Origin of the sequence: Pseudoalteromonas sp. MM17-2 (assembly GCF_022347945.1) — a bacterium.
Lineage (GTDB): Bacteria > Pseudomonadota > Gammaproteobacteria > Enterobacterales > Alteromonadaceae > Pseudoalteromonas > Pseudoalteromonas ruthenica.
In genome coordinates this window covers 33,952-55,004 of the sequence record NZ_JAKRFV010000025.1, presented here as the reverse complement: position 1 = coordinate 55,004, position 21,053 = coordinate 33,952, and the positions used below count along the sequence as shown (strand labels likewise).

General features: G+C 47.3%; 19 protein-coding genes and 1 tRNA gene. 8 read left to right on the top strand and 12 right to left on the bottom strand.

Annotated features, from left to right (window positions below; genetic code table 11):
• Positions 1–58: 58 nt before the first annotated feature.
• The 10 genes from rpoB to deoC form a co-directional block, all read right to left on the bottom strand.
• Entirely contained in the window at positions 59–4,084 is a 4,026-nt protein-coding gene (gene rpoB, locus MHM93_RS17150) for a DNA-directed RNA polymerase subunit beta (RefSeq protein WP_053911724.1), read from the bottom strand.
• A gap of 274 nt (positions 4,085–4,358) precedes the next feature.
• The gene (gene rplL, locus MHM93_RS17145) at positions 4,359–4,721 is read right to left on the bottom strand and encodes a 50S ribosomal protein L7/L12 (protein WP_022944288.1); all 363 of its coding nucleotides are present in this window, start codon (positions 4,719–4,721) and stop codon (positions 4,359–4,361) included.
• 81 nt (positions 4,722–4,802) lie between these two features.
• Positions 4,803–5,297, bottom strand: coding sequence for a 50S ribosomal protein L10 (rplJ, locus tag MHM93_RS17140; protein ID WP_022944289.1), 495 nt, complete (start codon positions 5,295–5,297; stop codon positions 4,803–4,805).
• A 284-nt stretch (positions 5,298–5,581) separates the two neighbouring features.
• On the bottom strand, positions 5,582–6,286 hold the full coding sequence (gene rplA, locus MHM93_RS17135; protein WP_022944290.1) for a 50S ribosomal protein L1: 705 nt from the start codon (positions 6,284–6,286) through the stop codon (positions 5,582–5,584).
• Between the two features lie 4 nt (positions 6,287–6,290).
• A complete protein-coding gene (gene rplK / locus MHM93_RS17130) occupies positions 6,291–6,719 on the bottom strand; it encodes a 50S ribosomal protein L11 (protein ID WP_022944291.1) in 429 nt (142 codons plus the stop codon).
• 179 nt (positions 6,720–6,898) lie between these two features.
• Entirely contained in the window at positions 6,899–7,456 is a 558-nt protein-coding gene (nusG, locus tag MHM93_RS17125; protein WP_022944292.1) for a transcription termination/antitermination protein NusG, read from the bottom strand.
• 4 nt (positions 7,457–7,460) lie between these two features.
• A complete protein-coding gene (secE, locus tag MHM93_RS17120; protein ID WP_022944293.1) occupies positions 7,461–7,838 on the bottom strand; it encodes a preprotein translocase subunit SecE in 378 nt (125 codons plus the stop codon).
• A gap of 122 nt (positions 7,839–7,960) precedes the next feature.
• Positions 7,961–8,037, bottom strand: a tRNA-Trp gene (locus MHM93_RS17115).
• Positions 8,038–8,129: 92 nt separating this feature from the next.
• The gene (locus MHM93_RS17110) at positions 8,130–8,639 is read right to left on the bottom strand and encodes a hypothetical protein (protein WP_022944294.1); all 510 of its coding nucleotides are present in this window, start codon (positions 8,637–8,639) and stop codon (positions 8,130–8,132) included.
• On the bottom strand, positions 8,636–9,367 hold the full coding sequence (deoC, locus tag MHM93_RS17105) for a deoxyribose-phosphate aldolase (RefSeq protein ID WP_239449955.1): 732 nt from the start codon (positions 9,365–9,367) through the stop codon (positions 8,636–8,638). The genes MHM93_RS17110 and deoC overlap by 4 nt, the downstream gene beginning before the upstream one ends.
• A 255-nt stretch (positions 9,368–9,622) precedes the next feature.
• Between deoC and cysG the strand changes: the two genes are divergently transcribed.
• From cysG to cysQ, 6 genes are read left to right on the top strand one after another with little or no spacing between them, the layout of a single operon-like run.
• Positions 9,623–11,044, top strand: a complete 1,422-nt coding sequence (gene cysG, locus MHM93_RS17100) for a siroheme synthase CysG (RefSeq protein WP_239449954.1) — start codon at positions 9,623–9,625, stop codon at positions 11,042–11,044.
• 46 nt (positions 11,045–11,090) lie between these two features.
• The gene (cysD, locus tag MHM93_RS17095) at positions 11,091–11,990 is read left to right on the top strand and encodes a sulfate adenylyltransferase subunit CysD (RefSeq protein ID WP_045979801.1); all 900 of its coding nucleotides are present in this window, start codon (positions 11,091–11,093) and stop codon (positions 11,988–11,990) included.
• Complete coding sequence (gene cysN / locus MHM93_RS17090; RefSeq protein ID WP_151173562.1) at positions 11,990–13,411, top strand: sulfate adenylyltransferase subunit CysN; 1,422 nt, start codon at positions 11,990–11,992, stop codon at positions 13,409–13,411. The genes cysD and cysN overlap by 1 nt, the downstream gene beginning before the upstream one ends.
• A gap of 3 nt (positions 13,412–13,414) precedes the next feature.
• Complete coding sequence (locus MHM93_RS17085; RefSeq protein WP_152441333.1) at positions 13,415–15,133, top strand: SLC13 family permease; 1,719 nt, start codon at positions 13,415–13,417, stop codon at positions 15,131–15,133.
• 15 nt (positions 15,134–15,148) lie between these two features.
• Entirely contained in the window at positions 15,149–15,745 is a 597-nt protein-coding gene (gene cysC, locus MHM93_RS17080) for an adenylyl-sulfate kinase (protein WP_022944300.1), read from the top strand.
• Between the two features lie 3 nt (positions 15,746–15,748).
• A complete protein-coding gene (cysQ, locus tag MHM93_RS17075) occupies positions 15,749–16,519 on the top strand; it encodes a 3'(2'),5'-bisphosphate nucleotidase CysQ (RefSeq protein WP_239449953.1) in 771 nt (256 codons plus the stop codon).
• A gap of 8 nt (positions 16,520–16,527) precedes the next feature.
• On the opposite strand, the gene MHM93_RS17070 is transcribed toward cysQ, so the two are convergent.
• Both MHM93_RS17070 and MHM93_RS17065 read right to left on the bottom strand, forming a co-directional pair.
• Entirely contained in the window at positions 16,528–17,175 is a 648-nt protein-coding gene (locus MHM93_RS17070; RefSeq protein ID WP_239449952.1) for a hypothetical protein, read from the bottom strand.
• A 96-nt stretch (positions 17,176–17,271) separates the two neighbouring features.
• On the bottom strand, positions 17,272–17,574 hold the full coding sequence (locus MHM93_RS17065; RefSeq protein ID WP_022944303.1) for a hypothetical protein: 303 nt from the start codon (positions 17,572–17,574) through the stop codon (positions 17,272–17,274).
• 243 nt (positions 17,575–17,817) lie between these two features.
• Here MHM93_RS17065 and MHM93_RS17060 point away from each other — a divergent pair, with 243 nt between their 5' ends.
• Positions 17,818–18,168 (top strand): RNA-binding S4 domain-containing protein, encoded by a 351-nt coding sequence (locus MHM93_RS17060; RefSeq protein WP_045979796.1) that lies wholly within the window; start codon positions 17,818–17,820, stop codon positions 18,166–18,168.
• A 142-nt stretch (positions 18,169–18,310) separates the two neighbouring features.
• The gene (gene acnA / locus MHM93_RS17055; RefSeq protein ID WP_022944305.1) at positions 18,311–21,049 is read left to right on the top strand and encodes an aconitate hydratase AcnA; all 2,739 of its coding nucleotides are present in this window, start codon (positions 18,311–18,313) and stop codon (positions 21,047–21,049) included.
• Positions 21,050–21,053: the final 4 nt, after the last annotated feature.

The window sequence follows — 21,053 nt, the reverse complement described above, 5'->3', positions numbered from 1 at the left end:
GGGCGGCAAGCCGCCCATTTATTTGTTCGCAGGTTTGGGCGCCTTGCGCCCGACCGGCTTATTCTTCTTCCAGCTCGATGTTGATACCGAGTGAACGGATTTCTTTCAACAATACGTTGAATGATTCTGGCATACCCGGTTCCATCTTGTGGTTACCGTCAACGATGTTCTTATACATCTTAGTACGACCATTCACGTCATCCGACTTCACAGTCAACATCTCTTGCAGGGTATAAGCCGCGCCGTACGCTTCTAGTGCCCAGACTTCCATCTCACCGAAGCGCTGACCACCGAACTGTGCTTTACCACCTAGCGGCTGCTGCGTAACTAGGCTGTATGAGCCAGTAGAACGCGCGTGCATCTTGTCATCAACAAGGTGGTTCAGTTTCAGCATGTACATGTAACCAACCGTTACTTGACGCTCAAACTGATCGCCAGTACGACCATCATAAAGCGTTACCTGACCGCTTGATGGGTAACCACCGAGCTCCAACATTTCCTTGATTTCGCTTTCGCGAGCACCGTCAAATGCAGGAGTAGCAATCGGTAGACCGCCTTTTAGATTCTCTGCTAGGCGACGAACTTCGTCATCAGAGAAGCTAGCGATATCTACTTGCTGGCGACATTCACCCAGTTCGTAAGCTTTCTTGATGAATTCACGCAGTTCGTGAAGCTCACGCTGCTCTTTCATCATTTCTTCAATACGCTCACCGATACCGCGTGCCGCAAGACCCATGTGAGTCTCTAGGATCTGACCGATGTTCATACGCGATGGTACGCCCAGCGGGTTCAATACGATATCAACGGTACGGCCTTTCTCATCGTAAGGCATGTCTTCTACAGGTACGATAGTCGAGATAACACCTTTGTTACCGTGACGACCCGCCATCTTATCACCTGGCTGGATGCGACGTTTAACCGCTAGGTAAACCTTCACAATCTTCAATACGCCTGGCGCTAAGTCATCACCTTGAGTGATCTTGCGACGTTTCGTTTCAAACTTCTTATCGTACTCAGCTTTAAGCTCATCGTACTGCGCTGCTAGTTGCTCAAGTTCTGCTTGCTTGCCTTCATCAGCAAGGCTTTGTGTTAATAGCTTATCAGCAGCGAGACCTTCTAGGCTGGCTGCATCCATGCCTGCGCCGGTCAATAGACCACGAGCACGGCTTAACACACCTTCTTCAAGGATCTTGAACTCTTCGTTGAAGTCTTTCTTCGCTTCACGAAGCTGCATTTCTTCGATTTCAAGTGCACGTTTGTCTTTTTCTACACCGTCACGGGTGAAGACTTGTACGTCGATTACGGTACCTGATACTGAGTTTGGTACACGTAGCGAGCTGTCTTTAACGTCAGACGCTTTCTCACCAAAGATGGCACGCAGTAGCTTCTCTTCAGGCGTAAGCTGAGTTTCACCTTTAGGTGTTACTTTACCTACTAGAATGTCGCCGCCTTTCACTTCTGCACCGATGTAAACAACGCCAGACTCATCTAGCTTGCCTAGTGCAGACTCACCCACGTTCGGGATGTCAGCAGTGATTTCTTCCGGCCCAAGCTTAGTATCACGAGCAATACACTGAAGCTCTTGGATGTGGATAGTCGTTAGACGATCTTCTTTTACAACATTCTCAGAAAGGAGGATTGAATCCTCGAAGTTGTAACCATTCCAAGGCATGAATGCCACGCGTAAGTTTTGACCTAACGCCAAGTCGCCAAGGTCTGTTGACGGACCATCAGCAAGTACGTCACCACGTACAATTGGCTCACCAACCATACAAGTTGGCTTTTGGTTAATACAGGTGTTCTGGTTAGAACGGGTGTACTTAGTTAGGTTGTAGATGTCGATACCCGCTTCGCCAGGTACACGCTCATCTTCATTTACGTTAATAACGATACGGCTCGCATCAGCGTAATCAACCACACCACCACGCTTAGCAACGATAGTTACACCTGAGTCTTTCGCAAGTGTAAGCTCGATACCTGTACCTACTAGTGGCTTATCAGCACGTAGTGTCGGTACAGCCTGACGTTGCATGTTCGATCCCATCAATGCACGGTTCGCATCATCGTGCTCTAGGAATGGGATAAGCGCAGCAGCGACTGAAATAACCTGTTGTGGCGAAACGTCCATATACTGGATATCATCGCGCGGCATCAAGGTCGACTCGCCTTTGTGACGGCAAGTAATCAGTTCTTCTACAAATCCGTTGTCATCGTTTAAGTCAGCATTTGCCTGAGCAATAACGAACTGACCTTCTTCGATAGCAGAAAGGTAATCAACCTCGTCGGTAACCGCACCATCAACCACTTTACGGTAAGGTGTTTCTAGGAAACCAAAGTCATTGGTACGCGCATACGTAGACAATGAGTTAATTAGACCGATGTTTGGACCTTCAGGCGTTTCGATTGGACATACGCGACCGTAGTGCGTTACGTGTACGTCACGTACTTCGAAGCCTGCACGCTCACGCGTAAGACCACCCGGACCTAATGCAGAAATACGACGCTTGTGCGTAACTTCTGATAGCGGGTTGTTTTGGTCCATAAATTGAGAAAGCTGTGATGAACCGAAGAACTCTTTCACCGCTGCCGAAATTGGCTTGGCGTTGATAAGGTCTTGCGGCATGATGGCATCAAGGTCACCAAGGCTTAGACGCTCACGTACAGCACGCTCAACACGAACTAGACCGACACGGAACTGGTTTTCTGCCATTTCGCCTACAGAGCGGATACGACGGTTACCAAGGTGGTCGATGTCATCAACATCGCCTTTACCGTTACGGATATCGATAAGCACTTTCATCACGGCAACGATGTCTTCTTTAGACAAAGTACCTGGGCCTTCGTCGGTGTCATAACCAACGCGGCTGTTGAACTTCATACGACCTACGGTTGATAGATCATAGCGCTCATCGGTAAAGAATAAGTTTTCAAATAGCGCTTCTGCAGCTTCTTTTGTCGGCGGCTCACCTGGGCGCATCATGCGGTAGATTTCTACCAAGGCCTCAAGGCGATTTGTAGTTGAGTCGATACGAACGGTATCTGACATGTAAGAGCCGCTGTCTACTTCATTGATATATAAAGTAGCAATTTCGGTGTGACCTGCTTTAACAAGCTCAGCCATTAGCTCAAGCGATAGTTCATCGTTGGCATTGGCGATTACTTCACCTGTTGACTCATCAACATAGTTTTTCGCTAATACTCGACCGATGACGTACTCATGCGGTACTTCTAGCTGCTTGATGCCTTTTTTCTCGATGCTCTTGATGTGACGCGCAGTAATACGACGGCCTTGTTCTACCAAGACTTCGCCATCTTCGCCTTTAATGTCAAAGGCTGCGGTTTCACCACGTAGACGCGCAGGCACAAGCTCCATAAGAACTTTACCGTCACTCACCTCAAAGGTAGTGGTTTCAAAGAAGATATTAAGAATTTCTTCTGTTGAGTAATCAAGCGCGCGCAAAATGATCGACGACGGCAACTTACGGCGACGGTCGATACGTACGTAGAGATTATCTTTAGCGTCGAATTCAAAGTCGAGCCATGAACCACGGTAAGGAATAACGCGAGCGTTATAAAGCACCTTACCAGAGGAGTGCGTTTTACCGCGGTCGTTATCAAAGAATACACCAGGTGAACGGTGTAGCTGAGAAACGATAACACGCTCAGTACCATTGATAACAAAGGTACCTGTGTCAGTCATGAGCGGAATTTCGCCCATGTAAACTTCTTGCTCTTTGATGTCTTTAACTGTGCCGGGTGCTTCTTTGTCCATAAGCACAAGACGAAGTTTTACGCGAAGTGGAGCAGAATAAGTCACACCGCGGATTTGACATTCTTTAACATCGAACACTGGCTCACCAATACGATAACTTACGTATTGAAGCTCAGAGTTGCCCGAATAGCTTTTAATCGGGAAAACGGAGCGGAAGGCAGCTTCCAAACCGAAATCGCCGTCAGCGTCCGGAGTTAAGAATTTTTTAAACGATTCTAACTGCATTTGCAGTAAGAAAGGTACGTCCAAAACCTGTGGACGTTTACCAAAATCCTTACGGATACGTTTCTTTTCAGAATAAGAGTAAGCCATGGGGTTCCTCAGCTTGCTGATCTTTGACCCTACCTGTTCTTGTAAGAACAGACATAACTGGCATCTATGCCAATATTTACAACATTTAGAATTGTTGTTCCTAAATGTCACTGCTATTGCCAATGAAGTTGCGTAACCAATTGAAAATAAAAGTGAAATTTAGGTTTAGAGCACCCTGGAGCAAATTTTCGCTCTATAGCGCAAAAGGGCCGGTGATTAAATAATCACCAGCCCTTGCCTGATTACTCAGGCAGCGAACCTAGCATACGCTAGATTACTTGATCTCAACTTCAGCACCAGCTTCTTCAAGATCTTTCTTAAGTGCTTCAGCTTCTTCCTTAGAAACACCTTCTTTGATAGGTGCAGGAGCTGATTCAACAAGTGCTTTAGCTTCTTTAAGGCCAAGACCTGTTGCGCCACGTACCGCTTTGATAGCAGCAACTTTGTTACCGCCAGCGCCAGCTAGGATTACGTCGAACTCAGTCTTCTCTTCAGCAGCTTCAGCAGGACCCGCAGCAACAACAGCAGCAGCTGCAGTTACGCCGAATTTTTCTTCCATTGCTTCTACTAGTTCAACAACTTCCATTACTGACATTTCAGCAATAGCGTCAAGGATTTGGTCTTTAGTTACAGACATTATAAATTTCCTAATATTCTCGAACCCGAGGGTTCATTAAATTCATTACACCGATAAAGAACAATAGCTTATAAATAAAAATTAAGCAGCTTGTTCTTGTTTCTGGTCGCGAACTGCAGCAAGAGTTTTTGCCAACTTGCCTGCAGAAGCTTCTTTCATAGCGCTCATTAGACGTGCAACTGCTTCGTCGTATGTAGGTAGCTTAGCTAGCATATCTACATCTACGATTTCACCGTCAAATACAGCCGTTTTAAGCTCAAATGCTTCGTTACTCTTTGCGAAATCTGTGAAGATACGCGCTGCAGCACCTGGGTGCTCAGAAGAGAAAGCGATTAGGCTAGGGCCTACTAGTGAATCGTTAAGACACTCGTAATCAGTCCCTTCGATAGCGCGTTTAGCTAGAGTGTTACGAACGACTTTCATCCATACACCTGCTTCACGAGCTTCTTTACGAAGTGAAGTGATAGCGTCAACAGTTACACCACGAGAATCTGCAACTACTGCAGATAGAGCACCTTTGGCAGCTTCGTTGACTTCAGCAACAATTGCTTTTTTGTCTTGAAGATTTAAAGCCATGGGTGTTACTCCTGGTTCAGTGAGATACCGAAATACCTCAGTTTTACTCTACTCCATCATCATGACGGAGCTGCTTGTTACGGCGAGAGCCAGAAGATTAGGAAAAATCTAGCTGGGATTCACACCGTCTACGTAGGAAATTAAGCAATACGTGACTGCACCTACGGTCTTGGACGGAAGCCAACAACGTTGGCTTCAACCCGAATTCGTTGATTGTTGAGTTCAATACTCAACAAAATGGCGCGAAATTATAGTATAAAAATCGCGCCACGTAAACTCCTAAATTACGCTACTTGCGTGCTTAGTGAGTTTTGGTCAACAGCAACACCTGCGCCCATAGTAGTCGAGATGCTTACTTTCTTGATGTAAGTACCTTTTGCTTGTGAAGGCTTAGCCTTCTTAAGCGCTACGATAAGAGACTCAAGGTTTTGTTGTAGCTGTTCAGCAGTGAAGTCAACTTTACCAATGGTAGAGTGAACGATACCGTTCTTGTCGTTGCGGTAACGAACCTGACCCGCTTTCGCGTTTTTAACTGCTTCGGCAACATTAGGTGTTACAGTACCAGTTTTAGGGTTAGGCATAAGACCACGTGGACCTAGGATTTGACCTAGTTGACCAACAACGCGCATTGCATCTGGAGAAGCAACAACAACGTCAAAGTCCATCTCGCCAGCTTTTACTTTGTCAGCAAGATCTTCCATACCTACGATATCCGCGCCAGCTTCTTTAGCTGCGTCTGCATTAGCACCTGAAGTGAATACAGCAACGCGAACGTCACGACCAGTACCATTTGGAAGTACAGTCGCACCACGTACGTTTTGGTCAGATTTACGTGCATCAATACCAAGGTTAACAGCAACGTCAACACTTTCAACGAACTTAGCAGTTGCTAGCTCTTTTAGAAGTGCAACAGCTTCGTTGATTTCGTAATCTTTAGTGACATCCACTTTTTCGCGGATAGTACGCATACGTTTAGTTAATTTTGCCATTATCTTAGTCCTCTACGTTCAAGCCCATTGCACGCGCAGAACCTGCGATAGTGCGTACCGCAGCGTCCATATCAGCCGCTGTAAGGTCAGGTTTCTTCATCTCAACGATCTCTTCAAGTTGAGCACGAGTAACTGTACCCACTTTTTCAGTGTTAGGACGGCCTGAACCAGACTTAATGCCTGCAGCTTTCTTAAGTAGGTAAGCAGCAGGTGGCGTTTTCATGTCAAACGTGAAAGAACGGTCATTGTAAACAGAGATGATTACAGGAACCGGAGCGCCTTTCTCTAAAGACTCTGTACGAGCGTTGAACGCTTTACAGAATTCCATGATGTTTACACCGTGTTGACCTAGAGCAGGACCTACTGGTGGACTAGGGTTAGCCATACCAGCAGCAACTTGTAGCTTGATTAAAGCTTCAACTTTTTTAGCCATGATTATACCTCGTTAGGTGGGTCTTAGCCTCGTGCGCGCGAGGACGCGTACTCAAACGGCTTCCCAATTAATAAAAAACCTATTTTGCAGCCAGCATTTTCAGCTGCTACAAAAAGGCCGCTGATTATAAGTTAGTCAGCGGCCTTTTTCAACATTAGTTTGCGTGTTTTACGAGCAACTTACTTGTCTTGTTCAACCTGACCAAATTCAAGTTCAACAGGGGTAGAACGACCAAAGATAAGTACTGATACTTTCAAGCGGCTTTTCTCGTAATCCACTTCTTCAACCACACCGTTGAAATCTGCAAATGGGCCATCAATAACACGAACCACTTCACCTGCTTCAAACAAGGTGGCTGGCTTCGGTGCTTCAGCATTTTCTTCGAGACGATTAAGAATGCGGTCGGCTTCGCGCTTGCTGATTGGTGCTGGACGATCAGAAGTTCCACCAATGAAACCCATCACGCGAGGGGTGCTGTTCACTAGGTGCCAGCTCTCATCATTCATGTCCATTTCTACCAGTACGTAGCCTGGGAAAAATTTACGTTCTGATTTGCGCTTTTGACCGGCGCGCATTTCCACTACTTCTTCAGTTGGCACCAGCACCTCACCAAAGCTATCTTCAAGGCCTTGGATCTTTATGTGCTCTTTGATGGTTTGCGCAACACGCTTCTCAAAACCTGAGAAAGCCTGGATTACATACCAACGTAATTTCTTTTCTTTGTTCTCATCCGTCATGGGATTAGATCTCCAATCCAGTTAAAAAGCCCACTAGGCGGAATAAAATTCCGTCCAATCCCCACAAGATAAGCGCCATAATCACTGTCGCGATCATCACGATAAATGTTGTGTGTGTGGTTTCTTGGCGTGTTGGCCAAACAACTTTGCGTACTTCGATGCGAGCTTCTTTCGCAAACGAGATGAAGGAGCGACCTTTGCCTGTCGTTGCCGCAATACCCAGGGCAACGGCGATTGCAGCAACCACGCCAATAGCTCGAATTAACGCAGACTCTTCACCATACATGGTGTTGCCTACTACTGCTGCTGCCAGCAACGCAATGGCGATAAGCCATTTTACCAAGTCCATCGGGCTTGACGAGTTTTCTACATTTGCACTCATAATCCTAATACCTTAAATACAGACACAACAACCCCGTCACACGACAGGGTAAATCTATCCAAATCTAACCTTAAAAACATGCTTTAAAACAGATTTTTAGACTTAGACTTGTCTGTGAAAAGTGGCAGGGGCGGAGAGATTCGAACTCCCAACCGTCGGTTTTGGAGACCGCTGTTCTACCAATTGGAACTACGCCCCTGCAAAGTGGATGCCCATTATACTGACCAATGACGCTAAAACAAGAGCAAAACAAAGGCCACCGAAAATTAATTTAGTGGTAGTGGCTGTGATTTATTTAGCGCTATAAAGCTGTAGTGGCTCATGCGTGCCTTGCCAGTCGGTTAATAGCCAAATTTGTTCGAATGGATGACCTGGGGCAAGGACCAACTGCGGCTTTACTTCAAGAAAGTCTTGATGATGCCAAAGCGTGCTAGCATTACGAATTAGCAGCCATACGCGCTTGCTGTCATAACGTTTGGCGGCCTTGGCACTGAGTAGTTTAGAGAGTGCATAGCGCAGCTGCTCTGTATCTGGGTTTAGTGCCAACTGCGCCAGTTGGCGTTGTATATCAAGGCTCAAAGGTCGACCAAGCACGGCCATCGCTTCATGCTCGTTGGCATACAAATGCGCAATCTCTATATCTAAGCGCTCACTTTCCATGTAGCAACTGACATCGGGCTTCGCTGGTTGATTGTGCCAAATATGGCGCATCGGAATATGATAATAGCGCTCATAGGCGCGCAGAAAGCGTCGCGCAGCATCATGCTCTAGCGCTATTTTTTCCGCTTCACTGTCACTCATAACACTTTGTACAACTCACCCAGTAATGATGATGCCCCGAAACGAAAGTTAAAAGGCGTCAACCATGCTCCACCCATAGTGTTTACCGCCATATCCAGATATAACTGCGCTTGGCTTAGGTTTTTTACGCCACCAGAGACCTTAACACCCACTGCTCGTTCACTGTGCGCAACTTCGTCAAAAATCACCGCGACGGTCTCTGGCGTCGCATTAATAGCCACTTTCCCGGTGCTGGTTTTAATAAAGTCGGCGCCGCCTGCTATGGCAATGCGACTGGCAATGCGTACTTGCGACAAGCTCAATTCGCCACTTTCAATAATCACTTTTAGCTTCGCTTTATTGGCACAGAGTTCACGGCTTTGACGTACATATTCCAAAGCTTTTTGTTCGTCGCCCTGCTGCAACGCTCGATAAGGTAGCACCAAGTCAATTTCATTGGCGCCCAATTGCAGCGCTTCGCGCGTCTGCGCCAAAACAGTGGCCAAATCCTCGTCACCAGTTGGAAAGTTGGTCACTGTGGCCAATGGAATTTGTTGTAAGTTGCGATTATCGAGCTCGCGACGTGTTAGCTGCAACCATTGTGGGTAGACGCACAGCGCTGCAGGCAGTGCATGAGCGGTATTAATTTGCGCCACGAATTGACACATTGCATCCTCACTGTCGTGCTCTTGCAATCGGGTGTAATCTAAACAAGCGAGCGCTAACTGCGCATCGTGAACATCACTCATGGTCATCTCCTGGTCCTGCGCTTAGTGATTATATCGCCGTTATCGCTTTCAATTTTATCACTTTAATCTACTTAAAATAGCGCCTTAATATTGATTTTCATTGCCTTAAGCCATTTCACAAGTCGGCATATAACTTTTAGATATATAAGCTTGGAACAAATTATTTTTTAACCGTTAATGCTGCCTATATCCTTGCATTCTCCAAGCTCAATAAAACATTGTCGCTTTCGGTGTTAACAAACTAGGTGGTGCGCGGTGCAATATTTACCCATTTTTACAAAACTTGATGACAAGCCGGTACTCGTGATCGGCGGCGGCGAGGTCGCACTGCGTAAGTCACAAGCTTTCCTCAAAGCACGCGCTAAAGTTACGGTTATTGCACCTGAGTTTTGCGCTGAACTTGAAGCCCTTGCGAAGCAGCAAAAATTAACGTTACAACGAGCTTATTTTCAGCCAGAGCAAGTGCTTGGCTATATGTTGATTATTGCTGCTACTGATAACGATACCGTAAATACCCAAGTATTCGAAGCCGCTGAACAGCATAATATTTTCGTCAATGTTGTCGACGATCAACCTAAATGCCGGTTTATTTTTCCCTCTATCGTGGATAGAGATCCAATCACCATTGCTATTTCCAGTGCAGGAACTGCGCCGGTATTGGCTCGCCGACTACGGGAAAAGTTGGAAACGTTAATTCCTCAGCATATAGGCGCATTGGCCAAATTAGTAGGTAGTTTCCGAAAACAAGTAAAGCAACGTTTTACAAGCTTTGATGATCGTCGTCAATTTTGGGAACGGGTGTTTGATTCCAATGTCGTAAGCACCGTGCAAAAAGGCAACATCGAACAAGCCAGTGACGAACTCACGACTATGCTTGATGACAACCTACCACCTCAAGGCGAAGTGTATGTGGTTGGCGCAGGCCCTGGCGACCCTGAGTTATTGACCCTCAAAGCTCTGCAATTGATGCAGCAAGCCGATGTGGTGGTATATGACTACTTGGTATCAGATGAAATTATGGAGCTTGTGCGGCGCGACGCTGAGCTCATATGCGTGGGCAAACGCGCAGGCGACCACAGTGTGCCACAAGAGCGCACTAATGAGCTGCTCGTTGAGTTGGCACAACAAGGTAAGAAAGTGTGCCGCATTAAGGGCGGTGACCCCTTTATTTATGGTCGTGGTGGTGAGGAAGTACAGGTGCTAGCCAGTCACGGTGTAAGCTACCAAATTGTACCAGGCATCACTGCAGCAGCAGGGTGCAGCGCCTATGCGGGTATCCCGCTGACACATCGCGACCATGCTCAGGCCATCCAATTTGTCACCGGGCACTGCAAAAAAGAGGGTCAAGAACTGGATTGGCCCTCTTTGGCTAAACCCAATCAAACTTTGGCTATCTATATGGGTGTGATTAAGTCACCGCATATCCAAAGCCAGCTGCTGGCTCATGGGCGCAGTGCTACTACTCCTGTGGCGATAGTAGAAAATGGCACGCGCAAAGATCAGCGTGTAATCACCGGGCAGCTGGCGCAGCTCAGCGAACTGATTGAAACACATGCGATTCAATCCCCGGCGTTATTAATTATTGGCGAGGTCGCTTCGCTACATCAGCAACTTGCTTGGTTCGGTAAAACAACGCAGACTAGCAGTTTTGCTCAGCCTCTCACTGATGTGGCCTAACCCTTGGTATTAACAGGTTTATCTAGAAATTAGTAGGACGGAAGCTATGGCTTTAACCCATCTTCAGCAACTTGAGGCTGAAAGTATCAAAATCATCCGCGAGGTTGCGGCTGAGTTTGACAACCCGGTGATGCTTTACTCCATTGGTAAAGACTCATCGGTGTTACTCCATTTAGCACGCAAGGCGTTTTACCCAGCCAAGATCCCCTTCCCTTTGCTGCATGTAGACACCAACTGGAAGTTTCGGGAAATGATTGCCTTTCGCGATCGCATGGCCAAAGAATATGGCTTTGACTTGCTAGTGCATAAAAACCCTGAGGGCTTGGCAATGAATATCAGCCCCTTTGAGCACGGTTCAGCCAAGCACACTGACATAATGAAGACTCAAGGTTTGAAACAAGCTTTGAATCAATATGGATTCGACGCCGCCTTCGGTGGCGCTCGCCGTGATGAAGAGAAATCGCGTGCCAAAGAGCGAGTTTATTCATTCCGTGACAAGCATCACAGATGGGACCCAAAAAACCAGCGCCCAGAACTATGGAGCACTTTCAATGGTGAAGTAAACCAAGGTGAAAGTATTCGTGTATTCCCACTTTCAAATTGGACTGAGCTGGATATTTGGCAATATATCTACCAAGAAAACATCGAGATTGTGCCGCTGTACCTAGCAAAAGAGCGTCCGGTGGTCGAACGTGACGGCACCCTAATCATGGTGGACGATGAACGTATGCCTCTTAATGAAGGCGAACAACCACAAATGAAGTCGGTGCGTTTTCGTACCTTAGGCTGCTACCCTCTGACTGGAGCAGTCGAGTCGACGGCTGACTCACTAACGGGGATCATCGAGGAGATGCTGCTATCAACCTCATCAGAGCGTGAGGGTCGGGTCATTGACCATGATTCAGCAGGGTCTATGGAGAAGAAGAAACGTGAGGGGTATTTCTAATGTCAGCAACTGCTAATGAAGTCAAAGAGCTAGGCATCGAAGCCTATCTAGCACGTCAACAAGACAAAAGTTTATTGCGTTTATTAACTTGTGGCAGTGTCGATGACGGTAAATCAACCTTAATTGGTCGTTTGCTACATGATAGTCACCAAATCTATGAAGATCAGTTAGCCGCACTGCATAAAGACAATGAGAAAGTTGGGAATGCGGGTGAAGAGCTCGATTTAGCGCTGTTAGTCGATGGCTTGCAAGCTGAGCGCGAGCAAGGTATTACCATTGACGTGGCCTATCGTTACTTCTCTACCGCCAAGCGTAAGTTCATCATTGCCGACACTCCAGGACATGAACAGTACACCCGCAACATGGTAACAGGTGCATCAACCAGCGATCTTGCTGTCATTCTGGTTGATGCTCGCTATGGCGTGCAAGTGCAAACCAAACGCCACAGCTTTATCTGTGACTCACTAGGCATTGAACAGTTCGTAGTCGCGATTAACAAAATGGATATTGTCGACTTTGATGAAACCGTTTATGAAAAAATTAAGGCGGACTACTTAAAATTTGCTGAGCAACTTAATGTTAAAGACATTAAGTTCGTACCGATGTCGGCGCTTAAAGGCGATAACGTAGTTACCCGCTCAGAGCATACTCCTTACTACACCGACAAACCGCTACTAGAGCTGTTAGAAGACTCGCCTGCAGCAGCGACCGATAACGGCTTTGAGCCACGGTTACCGGTGCAATATGTAGTACGTCCGAACCTTGACTTTAGGGGCTTCCAAGGAACCATTACGTCAGGACAATTTAAAGTCGGTGATGCCGTAAAAGTGCTGCCTTCAGGTAAAATATCCAGCGTCAAGGAGCTGGTCACTTTCAATGGTCACCTTGATCATGCTGAGGCAGGTCAAGCTATCACTATGACTTTGAACGATGAAATTGACGTAAGCCGTGGGGATGTCATTGTGCCTGCGCACTCGAGTGCGCAAGCAACCAACCAACTGCAAGCAAAATTGGTATGGATGCACGAGCAACCCTTAGAGCTGGGTAAAACCTATAATTTCAAGCTAGGTACTAAAAAAACCGCAGCGGTGGTGTCACGCATTGACCACACCATTGACGTCAACACTCTAGAAAAGGGTCAAGCTGAGAGCTTACAGCTCAACGAAATTGCCATCGTCACGTTGGAGTTGACCGAGCCGATGATGGCCGATATTTATCGTGATAACCGCGAAACCGGCGCCTTTATTCTTATTGATCGTCTCAGTAACCTGACCGTGGGAGCGGGAATGGTCGAGCAAGTGCTAGCGGCTCAAACGTCTCAGCATAACGCTCAGTACAGCGATTTTGAAATCGAGTTCAATGCCTTAGTACGTAAGCACTTCCCGCATTGGCAAGCCATCGATATTAGCAAGTTGAAATAAACGATGGATGTGGTCTTTTATGCAGCGATTATAGTCGCGTTGTTTGCCGGGTTGGTACTGACTCATGTACGCCCAGCAACACTCTTTTTCGCTGCATTATTAGGCTGCTATGTGTTGGGGTATATTGATACCCCAACATTACTTGGCAACTTTACTAATACTGGTTTAGTCACTCTGGTGTTGTTGATGTTGGTGTCTATCGCCTTGGAACGCACGTCGCTGTTACAGCACGTTGCTAAAGGTATCGTCAGCCCATCATTGCGAGCCAGTATTGTTAAAGTAAGCACCGTGACCGCTGCCGCCTCGGCTTTTTTGAATAACACCGCCGTAGTCGCTTCATTGGTGGGGCCCCTTACTCGCAATAAGTATCACGCACCTTCTAAGCTACTTATCCCGCTATCCTATGCTGCCATTTTAGGAGGGACGACCACGCTTATTGGTACCTCAACAAACCTCATTGTAAATAGTTTTACGCAGCAGTATGACGGCTTCAACCTCGCCATGTTTAGCTTTTTACCCATAGGTATCGCAGTCACCTTAAGTGGAATAGCCGTGCTGATTTTGTGTCGGCGACTACTGCCAAACTACCCAAGGGTAGAAGGTGAGCACAAAGAGTACCTCCTTGAAGCAAAGGTCAATGCAGACTCACCACTCATTGGTAAAACCATAGAAAAAAATGGCTTACGTGATCTTGATGGCCTGTTTCTGGTTGAGATTGTCCGCGAGCGACGGTTGATAAGCCCCGTACGGCCAGAGAATAAAGTGCGGGCTGGCGATAAGCTTATTTTTACCGGTCATGTGCACAGCGTCGCCGCCTTACAGCGCATCCCAGGCTTAACTTTATTTGCCGACAGCAATGGACTATTGAGCTCGAACCTACAAGAAGTAATTGTCACACACACCTCAACACTTGTGGGACGAACCTTAAAAGCAACGGGCTTTCGTGCGAAGTTCGACGCCGCTGTCGTGGCCATTCACCGCAATGGTGAGCGCCTCTCCGGTAAGCTTGGCGAAGTGACAATCCGCCCGGGCGATCGCTTTATGCTCGCAGTCGGTCATGATTTTCATAATCGCTCCAACCTAGATAAAAACTTTTACTTCGTCAGTGAACATGAGGTTGATAAAACCTATGGCCGTAAAAGTGAAGCCACTTTATTGGCAGGGTTTGCCGCTGTTATCGCCCTGGCGGCGACGGGGACGATTGCCTTGGTGCAAGGGCTATTGCTTTTTATTGCCTTGCTTTTAGCCACTAAGGTGCTTGATGGTCAAGAGCTCAAAAGGCGCTTTCCTTTTGAGTTAGTCATTATTATTGCCTCAGCATTGGGCTTAGCTCACGCTTTCAGTGGCTCCGGAGCAGAGCAAGCCTTACAACAATGGTTGGCTGGCTACAGCGCACTCACACCGTTTGTCGCGCTTATAGTGGTGTATGTGATCACCGTGGTGATGACTGAGCTCATCACCAATAATGCCGCTGCGGCGCTGATGTTTCCATTGGCTTATGGCTTAGCCAGCTCCTTGGAGGTGAATTTGATGCCCTTTGCCATGGCTGTTGCTTATGGCGCTAGTGCCGCATTTATAAGCCCCTATAGTTATCAAACCAATATGATTGTAATGAATGCGGGGCAGTATCGCTTTGCCGATTTTGCCCGCATAGGCGTGATCATGTCTATCGCCTATGCGGTGGTAGTGCTCAGCCTCATTACTTATGTCTTTCCGTTTTAATATCGAGACCGAGAAATGGACGAAAACATTGTGTGGCACCACCATGGTGTCGATAAAGCCAAGCGCCAACAGCTTAACAAGCATAAAAGTTGCATTATTTGGTTTACTGGCTTTTCAGGCTCAGGAAAAAGCACCATCGCCGGAGCCTTAGAGTCAGCGCTTTATCATTTAGGTCATCATACTTACTTACTGGATGGTGATAATGTTCGCCATGGTTTGTGTGGTGATTTAGGATTTAGCGATGCTGATCGTAAGGAAAATATTCGTCGTGTCGGCGAAAGTGCCAAACTCATGGTAGATGCGGGTTTGTTGGTACTGACCGCCTTTATTTCTCCCTTTCAAGCTGAGCGTGATATGGTTCGTAACCTAGTGCAAGAGCATGAGTTTATTGAGGTATACCTTGATACGCCATTGGCAACCTGCGAACAGCGCGATCCAAAAGGCTTATATAAAAAGGCCCGTGCTGGAGAAATTGCCCACTTTACGGGCATTGACTCCGATTATGAAATTCCGCAGCATCCAGAGCTCACACTAAATACCGCTGAGTTGGATGTACAAGCATGTGTCGCCCAGCTCATTGCCCATTTACGTACCCGAAATATCATAGGCTAGAGTATGAACCCTCCAGAGTTGCTAGAAAATATCCTCGACCTTGCTCGTGACGCAGGCCAAGCTGCGATGACAATCTATAACAAAGATTTCGCCGTGGAGTATAAGGATGATAAAAGCCCGGTCACTGATGCCGATTTAGCGGCTCACAAGGTGATCGTCGCAGGGCTTCAAGCACTGACTCCGGAGCTTCCCATTCTCAGTGAAGAAAACGCGGATATTTCATGGCAGCAGCGCCAGCAGTGGCAACGTTACTGGCTCGTTGATCCTATCGACGGGACCAAAGAATTTATAAAGAAAAATGGTGAGTTTACAGTCAATATTGCGCTGATTGACAAGGGTGAGCCGGTAATGGGTGTCGTTGATGCACCCGCTCTGGGAGTCAGCTATCTCGCCGCAAAAGAGATTGGCGCCTTTAAACAACAGGGCGAAGAGCGCATTGAGCTTAAAGTGACGGCAAAGCAAAACCAAGGGTTAATAAGAGTGGTCGGCAGTCGCTCGCACCCATCTGAGGAGTTAGCGCAATACCTTACTCAGTTCGATGAGGTGGATATGGTCGCTAAAGGCAGTTCGCTCAAGCTATGCCTAGTCGCCGAAGGAGAAGCTGATATATATCCACGTTTAGGGCCGACATCCCAGTGGGATACCGGCGCCGGGCACGCGGTTGCCGCAATTGCCGGAGCCCGGGTCACAACGATTGAAGGTGGGCCACTGCGCTACAACCAAAAAGACAGCTACCTCAATCCGTACTTCATCGTTAGCGCATTAAACGACTAATATCGTCTTTAATTCATATTAATAGCAACAAAGGTGCACTTGAATGCACCTTGTGTGCCTGGCAACGCTTTAAGTACATGCGCCGGGCGCTCACCCCGGTAGGTTATCCGCGTGGTACGCTCATAATGAAGGTGGGTATCAACGCCGCTATCGCTAGTTAAAACCACACGCTCACCTTGGCGACGCCAAGTACCAGCGAGAGGTTTTGAGACAAAATCATCAAGCTGCCATCGACCCTCTGGCGTTAGCATTAACGTGCGATAAGGGGTGCAATCCTCGCTCTCCACATATAAAGGCAACCTTTGCTCTTTAGGTAACAATAAATAGACACCGATGTGCCCTTCATAATAAAACTGTTGCTGCTGAGCGAAACGCAGTTCGTCCACCTTGTAATAACCTGCGCTGCGCAGCGCATCCTTTACTAAGCCCAATAACTTGAAGTCAGCAAATGTTGGGCTCATGGTGATGCTTGCCTCATTGAACTCGCTCGGGGCAAGCACTCCTTGAGCAAAGTTAACCTTCAAGTTTTGATCAGAAAAATGCTGTGCTAGCTGCTGCTTTTGCTGCTTATCAAAACTCGGCGCGACTATATGAATGCGAGCACTTTGGCAGCCTGCCAAAACGAAAATACCGATAAATAGTAATAATTCCTTCATTACTCACCAATTGATTACACTTGTAATCAATTAATTTACAGCAATTAAAAAAGCAGCACAAGGTGCTGCTCGTATATAAACTCATTGTTGTAGTGGCTAAAGGTTTACTGTGTTTACACCGTGATTCGCCAACCACTTATTGATGCTATCTTTATGATAAGTGACTTCTTTGAACAACTTATGGTGGCAATAAGTAAGCTCAGCTTCGCCACTGTGCCCTTGGTACAGAATGCGGTTATGATTGTCATTAAAACGAGATAACAAAGTGAAGAGCAACTCACGTTGTGGCGAATTAGCCTTAATAGCACGTGTTAACGATGTACGGACTTGCTCTGCACTGCAATGGTCTGCAAATTTACTACTTAAAAGCTCTTCGAATACAGCTTGTCTTGCGCCCATTTTCTTAGCTCCATTTGTTAAAGTTGGTGGGCCATTACACCTACCTGAAATATTTGGCTGGCACTTACCAGCAAATACTGCGCCAAAATCTCAAAGCGCTATTTTAATAGGCCTCAATGGCACTTTCATGAAGGTCACAGCAATTAGAGTGGTAAATTTTGCATGAGTTCAGTGCAAATTTTCTCATTGTGGTGCAGCCTATCGGGTATACTGTACGTAATAACGATCCGCTTTGGTTCAACTATGAATGACGACATGATTGAAGTGCAATTAGAGGAAGAGCCTATTGAGCTATGTAAGCTCTTAAAAGTGCTCGACTTAGCTGAAGGTGGTGGCCATGCTAAACTACTTATCGCCGACGGCTACGTAGGTGTTAACGGAGAGGTCTGCACACAAAAGCGCAAGAAAATGCGTGCAGGAGACACCTTGTATTTCAATGGCGAGCTATTTGCGTTAAGCGCGGCAGAGAATATGGTGCAACGACAACCTAAGCCCCATCCAGAGGCTAAAACTCACACTCCTGCAAAAAAACAAAAAGCCAAAAAGCCACAACGAGATGAGCGCACCGGACGCAAGCCTATTTCTTTTGGATAACCCAAAGACCCCTTGAAAACATCCTTTTCTACCCCACTTCTAATTTATGACTAAAATTTAGTCATAACCAAGGGCATTATTCATGTTGGATCGCATCTTGCGTTACCCATGAAGGAATAATGGAAAAATAAAAGGGGTCACAATGAACAACAGCTTCAAAACGCTTGAACAGCTTACTGTTAATGCTGAGCAATATCATATCCACTCTCTTCGTCCGCTCGGTAATGCTGCGAAACGTTTACCATTTTCGTTGAAAATTTTACTCGAAAACCTACTGCGCCATGAAGATGGCGAAAACATTACCAAAGACGACATTCAAGCTCTGCTTGATTGGGACCCTAGTGCCAAGCCAAGTAAAGAAGTCGCGTTCACACCCGCTCGGGTAGTGATGCAAGACTTCACTGGTGTACCGGCTATCGTCGACTTAGCGGCCATGCGCGATGCCATGGAGCAATTAGGTGGCGACCCCAGCAAGATTAACCCGTTATCGCCGGCTGAATTAGTCATTGACCACTCGGTCCAAGTTGACAGCTATGGTAAAGACGGTGCTTTTGACCTGAATGCCAAACTTGAATACGAGCGCAATAAAGAGCGCTATGAATTTTTACGTTGGGGGCAAACTGCTTTTGATAACTTGAAAGTTGTGCCACCGGCAACCGGTATTGTTCACCAAGTTAACCTCGAATATTTAGCACGCGTAGTGTTTACCAAAGAGGATAATGGCCAGCGCGTAGCGTACCCCGATAGCCTCGTGGGCACCGATTCTCACACCACCATGATTAATGGCCTAGGTGTATTAGGTTGGGGTGTAGGCGGCATCGAAGCCGAAGCAGCGATGTTAGGCCAACCAATAAGTCTACTGATCCCACAAGTGATTGGTTTCAAACTCAAAGGCGCTCTGCCCGAGGGCACCACCGCTACCGATTTAGTACTCACAGTGACGCAGATGCTCAGAGAGAAAGGCGTTGTAGGTAAATTTGTTGAGTTCTACGGTGACGGCCTGGCAGACTTGCCGCTCGCTGACCGCGCGACTATCGCTAATATGGCACCAGAATATGGCGCCACCTGCGGTATTTTCCCGATTGACCAAGAAACACTCGAGTACCTTAAGCTCACAAATCGCAGCGATGAGCAAATCGAACTCATTGAGTCTTACGCCAAACATCAAGGCATGTGGCGAGAGCCTGGCGACGAACCTATGTACACCGACACCTTGGAGCTCGACTTAGGTGACGTTGTACCCAGCTTAGCAGGGCCAAAACGCCCACAAGACCGCATTCCGCTCAATGAGGCGGGTGACACCATCACCAAACACCTGCGCGGCTTTCAAGATGAACGCGCAGAGAAGAAAGCATTGGAAGTTGAAGACGAAGCTCGCATCGTTTCCGAAGGCGGCCAACCGAAGCAGTCTAAAACTGAACCTGAGGTCACCGGTGTTGCCAAAGTAAACTACAAGGGTGAAGAATTCGAGTTAAACGATGGTGCCTGCGTCATCGCCGCGATCACTAGCTGTACCAATACTTCCAACCCCAGTGTCATTCTTGCTGCGGGCTTGGTCGCGAAAAAAGCCAAAGAGATGGGGCTAAACGTTAAGCCTTGGGTGAAGACGTCATTAGCGCCAGGCTCTCAGGTGGTCACTGATTACCTCAAAAAAGCTGAATTAATGGACGACTTGGAGGCCCTTGGCTTTAACCTCGTAGGCTACGGGTGTACAACCTGTATCGGTAACTCTGGCCCACTACCTGATGAGATTCAGGAAGCCGTTTCTCAGCATAAACTCGTGGTAAGCTCGATTCTTTCCGGTAACCGTAATTTCGAGGGTCGTATTCACCAAGATGTGAAGATGAACTTTTTGGCCTCGCCGCCCTTAGTCGTCGCTTATGCTATTGCCGGGCGCACGGATATAGATGTATACAACGAGCCCCTGACGCAAGATAGCAATGGCGAAGATGTCTATCTAAAAGATATTTGGCCATCGGTTAGCGAGGTGGCTGATTTGGTGAAATCGACTGTCACCAAAGAAATGTTTGCTAAGAGCTACGCCGACGTTTACAAGGGCGACGAACGCTGGCGCAATATTAAGGTGCCAGAGGCAAAGCGTTATGAGTGGAGCGACGACTCAACCTATATCCGTAAAGCGCCTTTCTTTGACAACATGAGTAAGGAAGCCCCGGGTATTCCAACGATCGAGGGCGCGCGCTGTCTTGCCAAGTTAGGCGATTCGGTAACCACCGACCATATCTCACCAGCAGGTGCCATCAAAGCCGATGCTCCCGCAGGTCAGTATTTACTTGAAAATGGCGTAGCTAAAGGCGACTTTAACTCTTACGGCTCACGTCGCGGTAACCACGAAGTAATGATGCGTGGAACCTTCGCTAACGTCCGTCTGCGCAATCAGCTTGCCCCCGGCACCGAGGGCGGTATTACTCGCACTCAGCCCGAGGATGACATTGCCAGTATTTATGATGCTGCGATGCAGTACCAAGAGCAAGGCACGCCATTGGTCGTGCTTGCTGGCGCAGAGTACGGCACAGGCTCGTCGCGTGACTGGGCTGCAAAGGGCTCTTTATTGCTAGGCATAAAAGCCGTGATTGCAAAAAGCTACGAGCGTATACACCGTTCGAACTTAATCGGCATGGGCGTGCTACCCCTGCAATTTAAAGAAGGCGAAGGGCACGAAGAGCTGGGGCTTACCGGCAAAGAAACCTTCGATATTAATGGCCTATTCGATAAAGCCGATGAACTTGAGATTATAGCCACCGACGAGGATGGCAATAAAACCGAGTTTAAAGCCGATGTAAGAATAGATACGCCCAAAGAGTGGGACTACTACAAGCACGGTGGAATCTTGCAGTACGTGCTGCGACAAATGGTCGCTTAAATGC